Here is a 12146-nt window from a genome sequence, read left to right on the forward strand (position 1 = left end):
GTTGGCGTGCCGGGTACGCCCTTCGATTTCCTAGCCGGCTACCTGTTCCGTCAGCAACGCGCGCAGCTGGCCGGGCAGGGCCTCTGGCGTTCCCTCGGACCCGACGTGGACCACGGTGTAGTTGCCTTCAATGCAGGGCACACCGTTGTGACGGATCGTCCATTCATAACCGATCGACGTGTTGCCGATCCGGGTCGGACGCAGCTCGATGCCAATCTGGGCCCCCGCGGTGAGCGGCCGTTTATAGCTGGCAGCAACGTTGATACGGGGCAGTGATTGGATGTGCTCCCCCAACCCGGCCGTGCGGTAGGCATTGTGCTCCACTGCCTCGACCCAGCGGAAGGCGGCGGTGAAGTGGATCCGGCCCGATGCATCGGTATCAACCCAGGCGACGGTGCTATCTCCGCGCAAGGTTTTTGGATTCTCCATGGATTAGCCCGCCACCGCGTTGGCGGCGGCCCGGTCCAGCGCAGGCAGGCCCATGAGTACCCTGGCTTCGGCCGGCGTTGCCGGTTCCATGCCCAGTTCGCGGATGATGCGCACCATGCGCTCAACCAACGCCACATTGGTGGCCGGCACGCCCTTTTCATAGAACAGGTTGTCCTCAAGGCCGACGCGCACATGGCCGCCAAGCAGCAGGGCATGGACGGTGGCCGGAAGCTGGACCGGGCCAATGGCGCTGACGTTGAAGATGGACCCTTCCGGGAGATGTTCGACCATGGACTGGAGCAGTTTGGGCGTGTACGGAAGGGCACCTTGGAACCCTTGGTGGGCGCCGAGGACCATGTTGATGAAATACGGGGCCTCGTCCAGTCCGTCCTCGATCAATTCGGTGACGTCCTGGATGATGTGGGCGATGCTGAACACTTCCCACTCCGGCTTGATGCCGCGTTCCTTCATCTGCTCGGCGAGCCAGCGCGAGCGCGAAGGCGTGGTGGTCACCAGCAGTTCCCGGCCACCGCCGTGGGCGCAGACCGTATGTGCGTCAAGCGTGCACATCTCCGCCCCTGCCCCATCGAGTCCCTTGATGCGTTCGTTGAAGTCGATCTCCCAGAGCCCGTTGTCCAGCTGGTGGATCATGTCGCCGTGGATACCGCCGCCGGTCGAATTGTTCAGCACGATGTCGCAGCGCGAACGGATCAACGAGTTGATCCGGCTGTAGGTCTCCGGTTCACATGTTGCCAATCCGTCCGGGCGACGGGCATGGATGGCGGCCACGCTGGCACCGGCCTCGAAGCAGGCGACCACGTCGTTGGCAATCTCCTCGGGAGTGACCGGGAGATTGGGAACCTTGTCCTTCGTGGCCATGCCGCCTGTGGGGGCGACGGTCACGATGACCTTGCGGGGACCGAAAGGTGAGTTCTTGGCCATGTCAGTTCTCCTTGGTGTTCAGTGCCAGCCCGACGGTGATGTCGGAGCCTAGGTCGAGATCGAGATCGTGGAAGGGTTCTTCTGCGACCAAATGGATGTCCACGGCCAGCAACGCTCCACTGACGGGACACAGCCACCCCACGACGGCAAGATCACGATGCAGCGATCTGCCCACGCGCTCGGGCAACGGCAATTCGTAGCGCACCGCACCCTCACGCCACTTGGTGGATCCGGTGGACAGGACGGCACCCGACAGAGTCTGCACGCGCCATTCCCCGGAATCCGAGACGATGGCACGCAGCCGGTCACCCAGCGGGAGCCAGCGCTCACCGGCTTCCAGGCCCGCCGGAGCGATTTCCGGGCCCACCGGGGAGGCTTCCAGCGGAAGGGTCTCGGCGGCAACACCGAGGCGTTGTGCGCGGATACCGCGGCGGGTGGCAGCGGTGGCCGTTGCGTCCCAACCGGTCGGGCGACCGGTCCGGGCATCGATGAGGTCAACGCCATAGGTCTGGAACGCGGCGTCCACGCTCACGACGCCACGGCGCACATCGGCCAGGACATCGGCGGGATCCCTGTCCAACGGATCCCCGATTCCGCCGCCGCCCTGCCAGGTCACCGCAAAAACATCGGTGTCCCGCATCGGGAAGGCGCCGGGCTTTGACCCCAGGTCGGTGAAGCCGCCGGGCACCGTCAGCGAATCATTCAGCTCTGCGGAAGGATCATTACGGTTCAGGAACCCCGGTGCGAACCACTGGGCGATGGTTCCGCCGGGCAGGCCGCCGGAGAGACCCGTTGAGTTGGGGACCTCGACGCCGTGGGTCATCACAAGGGCCTCGGCCTCCGGAATGGAGACCGTCAAGGAAACTTCCGCTGCGACACCGCCGCGGCGCCTGCCGGCACCGCCGGTGTCCTGCGCCAGACGACGGTATTGGTAAACCAGCGGGGTCTTTTGCTCGTTGACCTCCACGTCGGCGATCGACGGGCAGGGTGCATTGATCGGGCCCGCCGCGTCCTGGCCGTCGTGTGCGTTGAATGCCCCGAACCCGCCGGCAAGCGGGTCCATCAGGTGCAGCCCGAACTTCTCGCCGTACTGGTTGATGCCGCTGAGGTTGAACGTGGCCATGGTGCCGCTGCTGACGCCCTGGGCGCGCTGTGCGTGCTCCGGGGTGGCAAGCAGCAACCGGTTCAGGGCAGCTGAAACAACATTGCTGACCACCCAGATGGTTTCAACCGTCGCGCTGCCGACCGGGGCCGGAGCCATGGCAGTGCAGATCAAGCGATCGGGGGCGGAGACCTCCACCGGGCGCAGCAGCCCGTCGTTCCAGGGAAGCCCGAATCCCAGGGTGGGAATCAGTGCGCCCGCCACGCCTCCCATGAGGCCTGCCCGGGAGCAGTTGACGAACCCCTGGGCCTGCGGCGAGGAGCCGGAGAAATCCAGGTGCAGGGAATCGCCCTTCTTGGTGGCCACCAGGTCCACGGTGTAGAGCTTGTCCGTATGGCCGTCGTGTTCCAGGAAATCCCGGGTGTGCACCACGCCGTCGGGGATCTCCAGCAGGCGTTGGCGCATGCGCTGCTCGGAGTCGGCCACCATGGAGACCATGACCCCCTGGATCACGTCGGTGCCGTAGCGGTGGCACAGCTCGGTGAGACGCTCCGAGGCGACGTTCAAGGTGGCGATAAATGCCCGGATATCCAGGCCCACTTGGGCAGGAAGCCTGGTGGCGGCCAGAATCATGTCCAGCACGTCCTGACGCAGTTCCCCTCCGTCCACCAACTTCACGGCGGGGATCCGCAGTCCCTCCTGCCAGATTTCCTTGGCCTTGGGGGACCATGAGGCGAAGTCCATGCCACCCATGTCGGTCTCATGGGCCATGACCCCGGCCCAGGCGATGATTTCCCCGTCCACGACCAGCGGCGCACACATCTGCACATCGTTTTGGTGCAGGGCTCCGATGAAGGGATCGTTGCCGATGATGCGGTCGCCGTCTCGAAGCTTCATGTTGCTCGAGAGCAGGTGGCGGATCAGCGCGCCGACGGGAGGCGCCTCGAAGGTGACCTGGTGTCCCATGGTGGCGAAGGAGCCATCGGGCAGGTACAAGCCGGTGAAGAAGTCGCTGGCCTCGGTCACGGTGGGGCTGCCACTGACCGATTGAAGTGCCACCCTCATCTGGTCGGTAATGGCCACCAGCCGGCTGCGGACGATCTGGGCAGTTACCGCATCGGTTCCGGAGAATGCGGTCGAGATGGCCGGTGCGTCGTTGAGGTTGAGGGTGCTCACAGGATTCCTACTTTCACATGGATGACTCCGGCGTCGTCGGTTGCGGCGGAGCCGTTCGGCGGCACCACAACGACGCAGCCGGGCAGATTGATGAGGCACGGCCCAAAGACCGTTTGGCCACCGGCTGGCCAGCGGCAGGAATAGATGCGGGTGGCCTCGGGAACATCGGGATCCTCGAAGACCACTTGCCGTACGCCAAGTTCCTCGAAGAGTTCTCCGTTGGAGGCCGAGGGCTGGGCCGGGGTGGAGCGCGATGCGATCGAGCGCACCGAAAGGATCTCGAACCCGGCCTCGCGGAAACCCGCACCTGCCCCGAAGAGCAGTTCGTAGTCCGCCTCGAACCTCGAGAGCATCTGGGTGACGTCACCCGCGTTGGGTGCTTGGGGCAGGTAAACATCCAGGTGATTGGCCTGGCCGTGGTAGCGAACGGCAGCGGAGTGGGTGAGCGTCGCGTGATCCGGATCCGGCACCGAGTCCAAGACCGCCGTGGACGTGCTGGCAAGTGCATGGGCCAGAGTTTGTGCATGCTCCGCCTGCGGCGTGAGACCGCTGGAAAGGCGGATGTAGCTGGTTCGCGACGACGTTGTCTTCAGGTCGCTTGTGCCTGCACCATACGCCGATTGGGCGGTGGCCGTGGCCGGGACCAGGAACCCTTCCATCCCCAGTTCGCGGCAGAGCGCCCAGGCGTGCGATGGGCCCGATCCGCCACCGGCTACGAGCGTGAATTCGCGTGGATCGTGGCCGCGCTCAATGGTGACCGAACGCAAGAGGTCGGACATGGTGGTGTCAAAAACCATGCGAATGGCCCGTGCGGCCTCGACCGCGTTCAGTCCGAGGGGACGGCCCACCTGTTCCTCGATGGCGCGTGCGGCTGCATCCCGGTCCAGGATGATGCCGCCGGAGGAGAAGGCTTCCGGGTCAAGCACGCCAAGGACCAGATCGGCATCCGTGGTGGTCGGTTCGGTTCCGCCCTTGCCGTAGCAGACGGGTCCAGGCGTGGCGCCTGCGCTGCGTGGGCCGACGCTGAGAATTCCGCCGTCGACCGAGGCGATGGAGCCTCCTCCGGCGCCGACGCTGGCGATGTCAACCGACGGCACGCGCATGTCCGCGCCGCCAAAGGTCACTGCCTCGCGCAGCAGCGGTACACCCTGGACCACAACGCCGACGTCGAAGGAGGTACCCCCGACATCCATGGTGAGGATGTTGGGCAGGCCCTGTTCCTTGCCCAGGGATTGTCCGGCCACCACACACGACGCGGGGCCGGAAAGTAGCCCGTTGACCGGGGAGGAAGTGATCGCCGCGGCAGGCACAACGCCGCCGGCGCTGGTGGTCATCATGATGGGCGCCGTCATGCCCAGTTCGCGCAACTCGCGCTCCAGCTTCAACAGGTAATGTCCGGCGATGGGACCCAGGGCGGCGTTGGCGGTGGTGGTTGATGCCCGTGCATACTCGCCCACCGAGGGCGCGATGACGTGGGACATGCTCAGGAAGGCCTCGGGGAGGATGCGGGCCACGACCTCGGCAACAGCCTGTTCGTGTTCCGGGCGTTCGGTGGCCCAGAGCAGGCAGATTGCCACCGCTTCAACGCCCTCGGCCTTCAGGATTTCCGCTGCCTGTTCCACGGAGGCAAGATCCAGGGGTGTGAGCACGTTGCCATTGGCATCCACGCGTTCGTTGACTTCGACCACGAGTTCGCGGGGAACCAGCGGCGGAACCTGGCCGCGCAGGAAGTAGTCGCCCAGATCCATGCCCTTGAGGCTGGCGGTCCCGCGGCGCAGCCTGCCGATCTCCAGCACATCGCCAAAGCCGCGGGTGGTGATCAACCCGGTCTTGGCGGAGCGGCCGGTAAGCAGCGCATTCAGTCCCACGGTGGTGCCGTGCCCGAACCGCTGCACCTTCGCGCAGAGTTCCTGGGTGCCCAGCCCCGCCAGGTCGGCGGCCAGATGGACCGCGTTGACGACCCCGGTGACAACGTCTGCAGTGGTCGGGGACTTGCACACGTACGATTCGCCGGACGGCGATCGCAACCAGAGGTCGGTAAAGGTTCCGCCCACATCGGTGCCGATGCTCCAGCCATGGGTGGTCTCATCCGGCAAGGTGCCGGGAATATCTGTGGTGAGTGTCAAGGTCAATCGCTCCTCGTGAATATCGTTGGGTTTAGTGGGGGTTGGGCGGCGCGGGAATGACTCAGGCTTGGGTGGTGGCCCGAACGGTTTCGGGCAGTTCCGCCATGTCCCGATTGCGTGCGAAGGCTTGTTCGCGGGGAAGCAGAAGCACGATGCCGGACCCTGCAGCCAGGAGGACCGCGACCGTGATCAGTGCTCCGTCATAGCTGCCTGTCCGGTCAAAGAACGCGCCGGCCCAGATCGGGCCGATCGAAATGGCCACCGAAAACGCCGCGTAGATCAACCCGTAAATGAAGCCGTAGCTTTTGAGGCCGAAGTAGTTGCCGCAGAAGAATGCAATGAGGTCTGCCTCGGCCCCGAAGGAGAGGCCCACCATAAAGGCCGCGACCGGAGCCATGGAGGCCCCGCCCCACAACAGCAGGAGGCATCCGGCGGCGGTGAGCAGGAATAATGGAGCGGCGATGAATGGGGCGTGAAATCGGTCAACAAGTGCGCCGATGCACAGGCGCCCGAGGATCACGCCGAGACCGACAAGTCCGGCGATGCCGGCTGCGGCTTGCGGAGCCATGCCCGCGTCCGTCAGGAGCGGAACGAGGTGGGGGATGATGGCGGGGACGGAGCCGCCCACCAGCAGGAATCCAGCCAGCAACATCCAGAAGGTGCGTGAGCGAAGTGCCTCCCGCCGGGTGGCGCCCACGTTCTGCAGCGGCGCATGTGGTGAGGCCGGGTCCGTCTTGAAGCCGAAGAACACGAACGGTATGACCAGCAGCGACAATCCGGCCAGGGCGAGGAAGCCAGCCCGCCATCCATACGGCTGCACGATCGTGGTGACAAAAGCGGGCAGGACGAGCGCCGCCACCCCCAGGCCGGCAAGGCTGATGCCCAGGGCCATTCCCCGCTTGGCGAAGAACCTGGAGTTCAGTGCTTTGGTGTAGACCACCGAGGTGGTTCCGGCTCCGAGCAACCCGGCCAGGCCGAAAAGCAAGTGGAAGGTCGTCAGGTTGCCGTCAAATCTGCCCAACAGCAGCAGGGTGATCGTCAGTCCGGGAACGGAGACCAAGGCAACGCGGCGCGGCCCAAAGCGATCCAACATCCAGCCCAGGGGTGCTGCCATCAAGGCCAGGACGATGGTTGTGTACAGGAAGGACGATGAGACCTGCGCCCGGCTCCAGCCGAACTCCGCATTCAGCGATCCGGTGAACGAACCGAGGCTGTAGAACAAGAGTGCTGTCACGCCGACGGCCGACCCGACGGTCACCGACAACAGTGTCGGCCACCCGGTCCGGAATTCTGCATAGGGGCTGTTGCTTGCCATGGCTTCTCCAGGGAAGTTTGTGGGGAATGGTGCGGTGAAGGACTTGCTGGTGGATGCTGCGCCGGCACTTCTGGCGTTCTCGGCGCAGCATCCAGGCGGTTAGGAAATGACCAGGGCTGCGTACATGTCCGGGTGGATGCCTTCTTCGGTCGCCGTCAATCCATTCGCGGCCGGGAAGGACTGGAAGATCGAGTCGGGAATCGGTGCGTTGCGGTAGAAGTTGCTGCCACCGGCGCTCGGCGTCCAGGTGTTGGCTTCCCAGTCCGGCACGTAGTTCCGGTAGCCGCCGGAGTTCAGTTCAACGCGCAGGCCGCTCGGTTCGCGGAAGTACAGGTACTGCTGCTCGCCGATGCCGTGCACACCGGGGCCGTGCTCCATCGGTGTGCCGTTCTCCATCAACACGTCTGCCGTGATGAGCAGCTCCTCGTGCGTGTCGACCCAGAAGGCGATGTGGTTCACGCGGCCGGGCGTAGTGGAGTGGTCGAGGACCACTCCGAGGTCGTGGGACTTCTCGTTGGTGGTCAGCACCGAGAACACGCTGACGTTGGTATCGTCCAGCTGGGTGCGCGCCATCAACCGGAAGCCCAAGACGTCGCGGTGCCACTCGGCGAAGCCGTCAACGTCGGTGCTGGCAATGGTCACGTGGTCCAGGAAGCGCGGGGCGGCCGCGTGGCTTGAACGCTTCTCCGGACGGTCGGGGTAGATTGATGCGAACTCGGACTCGGCCTCGAACCGCTCCAGCTCCCAGAGCAGGCGCACGGGGTGCCCGAAGGGACCAACGAATTCGAAGGCGCGTCCGTGGCCGTTGCCGGAGTCGACCCAGGTGCCCTCGATGCCGGATTCCTGGACGCGTGCGGCGGCCACCTCGAGTGCCTCGGCGCTCTGTGTCCGCCATGCCATGCGGGTCAGTGCGGGAGCGGCACCCTCGCGGACCACGAGGCTGTAGCGGTAGTGGTCGCCCCAGCAGCGCAGGTAGACGGCACCGTCGATGCGATCGACGATCCGCAGGCCGAAATGCTTTTCGTAGAACTCGGCAGAGGCTTCTACATCCGGGCTGGCGATCTCAAGATGGGCAATGTGGGAGAGGAGCTTTTCCACGGGTGTTCTCCTGGTCAGTGGTTTTTCCGCCGGCATTCCTGGCGGTTGATGCGCTTCGTTCGAGCGTTGGTACAACTGTCGCCCAGATCACTAACGCCCCGGAAGGGACCAAAACCGCATGGTTGGCATTGATGGAATCAATACTGAATAGATCGATCATCACCAGAGCCAACTCCTTCGGGCAGCACAACGAGCCCCGCACCAGAGGTTCCCGCGGGATGCGGGAACAGCGGCACGGGGCTCACGGCGCCGGGCAGGTGCCCGACCAAGATGGCTAAATGTTCTCGGACACCCAATCGGAAATGAAGTTCGTGGCCACCGGCTGGTTGTCCGCACTCACATGCTCGACACCGCCCTCCCGGGGCGTGAAGATCTTCAACTCGCGCTTGGGGCTGTTGACTGCGTGGTCATATTGCGCCTGCGCATACTCCAGCGGGATCTGGCGGTCGTTTTGTCCGTGGGTGACCAGGAAGGGAACGGTGATGCGCTCAACCACACCCTCCAATGTCATCTTGGGAGCGAACTCCATGAACTCGTCGACGTTCTCATACCCCCACACCCAGAGGACGTGGTCCCAGTAATGGGGCACTGGGCGGTCGCCCTCGCGGTTGAGGCGGCGTTTTTGCAGTTCTCCCCAGTTGTAGTTGGCACCCCAGGCCACACAGAGACTGAAGCGCTTTTCGAAGGCTGCCGCGCGCGGCGCGAAGTATCCGCCCAGCGACCAGCCCATCATCCCGACTCTCTTGGCGTCGACATCATCGCGCCCTTCCAAGTAGTCGACGCAGGCCGAGGCCCAACGTTCGCTGTCGTGGATGGCAGTCAGGCCCTGCAAGCGCAGGGCGCCACCCGTACCCGGCTGGTCAACCATGAGTGTTGAGATTCCGCGGCGGGCCAGCTCCTGGCCAATCCCCGACCAATAGATCATCTCTTTGCTGCTGTCCAAGCCGTTGCAATGCACCATCACGGGTGCCGGGCCGTCAACGCCTTCGGCACGGACAAACAGGGCAGGAATCATCGAGTCGCCATAAGGCACCTCGACAATTTCGCAGTTGTCCCGGCCGAGGCGCACGGAGTCGGCGAACGCGTCGAGCATCTTCTTGTACGCACCCTCGCGGGGGGTGAACCACCGGCTCTGCATGCGCTCGGAAATCTGGTAGTAGATTGCCGCCCGGCGCAGGCGGGTGGCGGCGCTGAGTTCGCGTCCTTCGCCAATGTTTTCGTTAGCCAATTCAACCTGTCGGTCGGCCACCGCCTGCCATGAATCAAAAAAGTCCTCGGTACCGGGTTCCTCACCGCGCTCTTGGGCCTCGGCGAGCGGGCGGCACGCCTCCAGGATTTCTTCGATTTCCCCACCGCTGCTTAGCGCAATGTTGGCCGACAGATTCCACACATACTTCTCGGGAAAGATTTCAAACACGGCAAACGCCTCTCTGCAAGGATCCGGACGCCGCAGGACTGCTGGTCCGTGCGCGACGTTTCTCCTTCGGACTTTAGGGCGTTGGGCGCGAGGCCCGGAAGTGGCCCAAGCGGAATGCTTGGCATTGATGAAATCAATGCTAGATCCCACAATCATCTTTCCTGCGCACTCCCTCCAAGCTCACGCGCGACGTCCAAAAGCCTCAGTCGCAGCCACTCGTGCCCGGCATCGGTGTTGTGGCGCGGGGTCCAAACCATTACCTGTTCCAACCTCCGCAACTCCATCGGAGGTTCAAGCAATCGCAGTCGATGCTGTTCGGCCAGAAGAAGCCCCAATTGGCGGTGGGCCAGCATGATCAGTCGGGTCCCCCGCAGGAGCAAAGGTGCGATCAGGAACGACTGGGCCGTCACCTCCACGTTTCGTTGGATCTGCAACTGGTCCAACTGGAGATCCACCAGGGAAGCCCGGCCACCGGATTGATACGCGAGGTACGGCAACGTGCTGAATTTCTCGATGTCGATCTCATTGCCGACATCGGGATTCTCCGCGTCCACGGCGACGACATACGCGTCGGAAAACAGCGGGGCCTGCACATAGCCGGCCTGCCGGGGAAAGAGCTCTCCCGGAACGATGAGCAGGTCAGCTTGTTCCCTCCTCAAGTCTTCCGTGTAGTCCCCCGCGGAAACCGGGATGATCGTGACCCGAACATTCGGCGCCTCCTCGGCCAACTTCTCGATCAGGGGCCTGAGCAATACGAGCGTGACGTAGTCACTGGCACTGATCGTGAAGGTCCGATGGTGGACGGCGGGGTCGAAACTGCTGCGCACCGTGAGCACGGATTCAATGATTCCCAGCGCTTGGCGCACCGGGGCAATCAGGGACTCGGCGAGCGGCGTCACGATCAGCCCCCTGCCCTCTCGGACCAGAAGCGGATCGTCAAAAAGCCGCCGCAGTCTCGCCAGCGTCGAGCTCATGGCCGATTGGCCCACCAGAAGTCGCTCGGCGGCGCGGGTGACATTCCGCTCGGCCAGCAACGCGTCGAGGGCCACCAGCAGGTTCAGATCCATGTTGGCCAGGTTTTTCGCCATGATGCGCGGCCTTTCAAAAGGTGGGGATGCAGGTCGAAACCGCGCGGAGGGCGGAACACCCTCCCCCGGGACCGGGAAAGCTGGCGGTCCCGCTATCGATCAGGGCAATTTCTCGTATTGACGGCGTCTGCGTTCCGGCACCCGATGACCGCGCCTAGAGTACCAACTACGTTCCAGATCCGGGAAACACAAACTGAAAATGGTGAACACATTGTCGCTACGCAAATGTCTCGTGATAGGGGCGGGGATTGGCGGACTCGGTGCCGCCGTGGCCCTGGGGCGCAAAGGCTGGACGGTGGATGTCATTGAGCTCAAGCCGGACAGCTCCGTCGCCGGGGTGGGCATCAACCAACCCGGCAATTCGTTGCGCGCCCTCGATGATCTCGGCGTCCTCGAGCAATGCCTTGACGCGGGATTTGCCTACGATCGGAACACCCACTTCGACTGGCAGGGTTCACCGATCGTGGAGACCTTGTGCCACCTCGGCGGAGGGCACATACCGCCAAACAACGCGCTGAGCCGATCCGCACTGCACGAAATCCTCACGCGCGCCGCTCTCGAGAACGGAGCCACCATTCGATATGGAACCACCGTCGAGCACCTGCTCGACGAAGGCGACCAAGTCGAGGTCCAGTTCACCGACGGCACCCGCGGCAGGTTCGACGCCATCGCCGCCTTTGACGGCATTCGCTCCCCCATGCGGCGCCGCCTTTTCGGAGAATCACACGAACCGACCTACACCGGTTACGCCGTTTGGCGCGCCATGCTGCCGAGGCCGGCATCGGTCGGCCATACCCAGCTTTTCCACGGCGATCGTTCAAACACCGGCCTCATTCCGCTGTCACCGACTCACATGTATCTCCTTCACGTCAGCGCCGAACCACAAGCGGCCCGCTATGAGCCCGCCGATTTCGGCCGGCTTCTTGGCCGGCGGCTAGCCGGCTACGGAGGAATCATTGCCACCCTGAGTTCCATGCTTCCGCGGGACGGAATCGTTTACAGCCCGCTGAGCGAAGTCCACCTGCCTCCCCCGTGGCACCGGGGCCGAGCCATCGTGCTCGGAGATGGCGCCCACGCTTCGGCCCCGAACCTCACCCAGGGTGCCGCCATGGCACTGGAGGATGCGGTGGTGCTTGCCGATGAGCTCTCGGTCGATCGGCCCGTCGAGGAGTCCCTTGCCGCGGTCACCGCACTCCGCGCGCCCCGGACGCAGCTGGTCCAGGAAGTTTCCCATGGAATTTTGATGGCGGAGATGGCCGTCACCGCCGACAGTCTCCCGCAATTCGCGGACGATCTGCGCGCCCACCTTCCAGGGAGGGCAGCCTTCGTCGAGGCGCAACTCAACCGCCCGTTCCGCAGCGTTTAAGGCGCTCCCGTTTCACTCTCGCGCTTCAGCCCGGGCGGCCGGGACACAAGATCAGTAATTGATTTGAATGATGCCAGACATCACTAA

The 12146-nt window shown here is 64.1% G+C and carries 9 protein-coding genes; 1 reads left to right on the forward strand and 8 read right to left on the reverse strand.

All coding sequences use genetic code 11. The features are described from left to right. Positions 1–30: 30 nt before the first annotated feature. The 8 genes from ACLQ7E_RS15250 to ACLQ7E_RS15285 form a co-directional block, all read right to left on the reverse strand. The gene (locus ACLQ7E_RS15250; protein ID WP_411733430.1) at positions 31–429 is read right to left on the reverse strand and encodes an acyl-CoA thioesterase; all 399 of its coding nucleotides are present in this window, start codon (positions 427–429) and stop codon (positions 31–33) included. A 3-nt stretch (positions 430–432) separates the two neighbouring features. Beyond that, positions 433–1371, reverse strand: coding sequence for a 3-keto-5-aminohexanoate cleavage protein (locus ACLQ7E_RS15255; protein WP_411733431.1), 939 nt, complete (start codon positions 1369–1371; stop codon positions 433–435). 1 nt (position 1372) lies between these two features. Next, complete coding sequence (locus ACLQ7E_RS15260; RefSeq protein WP_411733432.1) at positions 1373–3649, reverse strand: hydantoinase B/oxoprolinase family protein; 2277 nt, start codon at positions 3647–3649, stop codon at positions 1373–1375. Further along, positions 3646–5775 (reverse strand): hydantoinase/oxoprolinase family protein, encoded by a 2130-nt coding sequence (locus ACLQ7E_RS15265; protein WP_411733433.1) that lies wholly within the window; start codon positions 5773–5775, stop codon positions 3646–3648. The genes ACLQ7E_RS15260 and ACLQ7E_RS15265 overlap by 4 nt, the downstream gene beginning before the upstream one ends. Before the next feature lie 61 nt (positions 5776–5836). Beyond that, positions 5837–7090: an MFS transporter gene (locus ACLQ7E_RS15270; protein WP_411733434.1), complete on the reverse strand. Its 1254-nt coding sequence runs from the start codon at positions 7088–7090 to the stop codon at positions 5837–5839. Positions 7091–7189: 99 nt separating this feature from the next. Next, entirely contained in the window at positions 7190–8188 is a 999-nt protein-coding gene (locus tag ACLQ7E_RS15275) for a VOC family protein (protein ID WP_411733435.1), read from the reverse strand. Between the two features lie 274 nt (positions 8189–8462). After that, positions 8463–9605: an alpha/beta hydrolase family protein gene (locus ACLQ7E_RS15280; RefSeq protein ID WP_411733436.1), complete on the reverse strand. Its 1143-nt coding sequence runs from the start codon at positions 9603–9605 to the stop codon at positions 8463–8465. A gap of 152 nt (positions 9606–9757) precedes the next feature. Beyond that, the gene (locus tag ACLQ7E_RS15285) at positions 9758–10693 is read right to left on the reverse strand and encodes a LysR family transcriptional regulator (RefSeq protein WP_411733437.1); all 936 of its coding nucleotides are present in this window, start codon (positions 10691–10693) and stop codon (positions 9758–9760) included. Positions 10694–10892: 199 nt separating this feature from the next. On the opposite strand from ACLQ7E_RS15285, the gene ACLQ7E_RS15290 reads away from it, so the two are divergent. After that, positions 10893–12059 (forward strand): FAD-dependent monooxygenase, encoded by a 1167-nt coding sequence (locus ACLQ7E_RS15290; protein WP_411733438.1) that lies wholly within the window; start codon positions 10893–10895, stop codon positions 12057–12059. Positions 12060–12146: the final 87 nt, after the last annotated feature.

The organism is Paeniglutamicibacter sp. (assembly GCF_046714615.1).
GTDB lineage: Bacteria > Actinomycetota > Actinomycetes > Actinomycetales > Micrococcaceae > Paeniglutamicibacter.

What these genes read in the sequence shown, in the direction of transcription:
- ACLQ7E_RS15250 (WP_411733430.1), bottom strand. Translation starts at nt 429, where the DNA reads ATGGAGAATCCAAAAACCTTGCGCGGAGATAGCACCGTCGCCTGGGTT.
- ACLQ7E_RS15255 (WP_411733431.1), bottom strand. Translation starts at nt 1,371, where the DNA reads ATGGCCAAGAACTCACCTTTCGGTCCCCGCAAGGTCATCGTGACCGTC.
- ACLQ7E_RS15270 (WP_411733434.1), bottom strand. Translation starts at nt 7,090, where the DNA reads ATGGCAAGCAACAGCCCCTATGCAGAATTCCGGACCGGGTGGCCGACA.
- ACLQ7E_RS15285 (WP_411733437.1), bottom strand. Translation starts at nt 10,693, where the DNA reads ATGGCGAAAAACCTGGCCAACATGGATCTGAACCTGCTGGTGGCCCTC.
- ACLQ7E_RS15290 (WP_411733438.1), top strand. Translation starts at nt 10,893, where the DNA reads ATGGTGAACACATTGTCGCTACGCAAATGTCTCGTGATAGGGGCGGGG.